Source organism: Vibrio sp. 10N.286.49.B3, assembly GCF_002873395.1.
In the GTDB taxonomy this organism is placed as follows: Bacteria; Pseudomonadota; Gammaproteobacteria; order Enterobacterales; family Vibrionaceae; genus Vibrio.
The window spans coordinates 1-905 of sequence record NZ_MCUV01000061.1; the positions used below are offsets into that span (position 1 = coordinate 1).

The window sequence follows — 905 nt, forward strand, 5'->3', positions numbered from 1 at the left end:
GGCAGTCGCTTAGAGCGAGCGTGCAACGAAGCTGAGATAGATTTACGGACTTACCGCCGCTGGTATCAGCGCGGTAAGGTACAAGCTGATGAGCGACCAACGTCGCTAAGGCCTGAGCCTGTTAATAAGCTCTCGGAGCAAGAGAGGCAAGATATTATTAATATTAGCAATGCGCCTGAATATGCCACCAAGCCAGATAGTGCCGACACTGCTGGATAAAGGTCAGTATATAGCATCTGAAGCCAGTTTTTATCGTGTGTTAAAAGCGGCAGGACAACTTAACCATAGGGGTCGCCAACGTAGCCGTAAAAAATCATCAAAACCAGCAAGCTATACAGCGACAGGTCCAAATCAGGTATTTACCTGGGATATTACGTATCTACCTTCAGGTGTTCGTGGACAACATTATTATCTTTATCTCATTGAAGACATCTATAGTCGAAAAGTCGTCGGGTATGACGTCTATGACCGAGAGTGCGGAGAGATAGCATCTCAACTACTTCAGCGCACACTGATGCGTGAGCAGTGCTTCAATCAAGCATTGGTACTGCACTCCGATAACGGTGCGCCAATGAAATCATTGACGTTCAAGGCAAAAATGGAGGAGCTTGGTGTTATATCATCTTACAGTCGTCCTCGAGTGAGCGACGACAATCCATATGTAGAGTCACTGTTCAGAACGTTGAAGTATGTCCCAAGTTGGTCATCAAAAGGCTTCGAAAGCCTTGAAATAAGCCGCTCTTGGGTAGAAAGCTTTGTTATCTGGTACAACACTGAGCATAAACATAGTCGGCTGAATTACGTAACACCTTCAGAGCGACATAGTGGAAAGGATGCGGAGATTTTAAGGAAAAGAGCAAAGGTGTTGATGGCACATCGCCAAGCAAAACCAGAGCGTTGGTCAG

The 905-nt window shown here is 46.0% G+C and carries 1 pseudogene; it reads left to right on the forward strand.

What is annotated here, in order from left to right:
* Nucleotides 1-905: pseudogene (locus tag BCU68_RS15810) on the forward strand (IS3 family transposase); the annotation flags it as partial.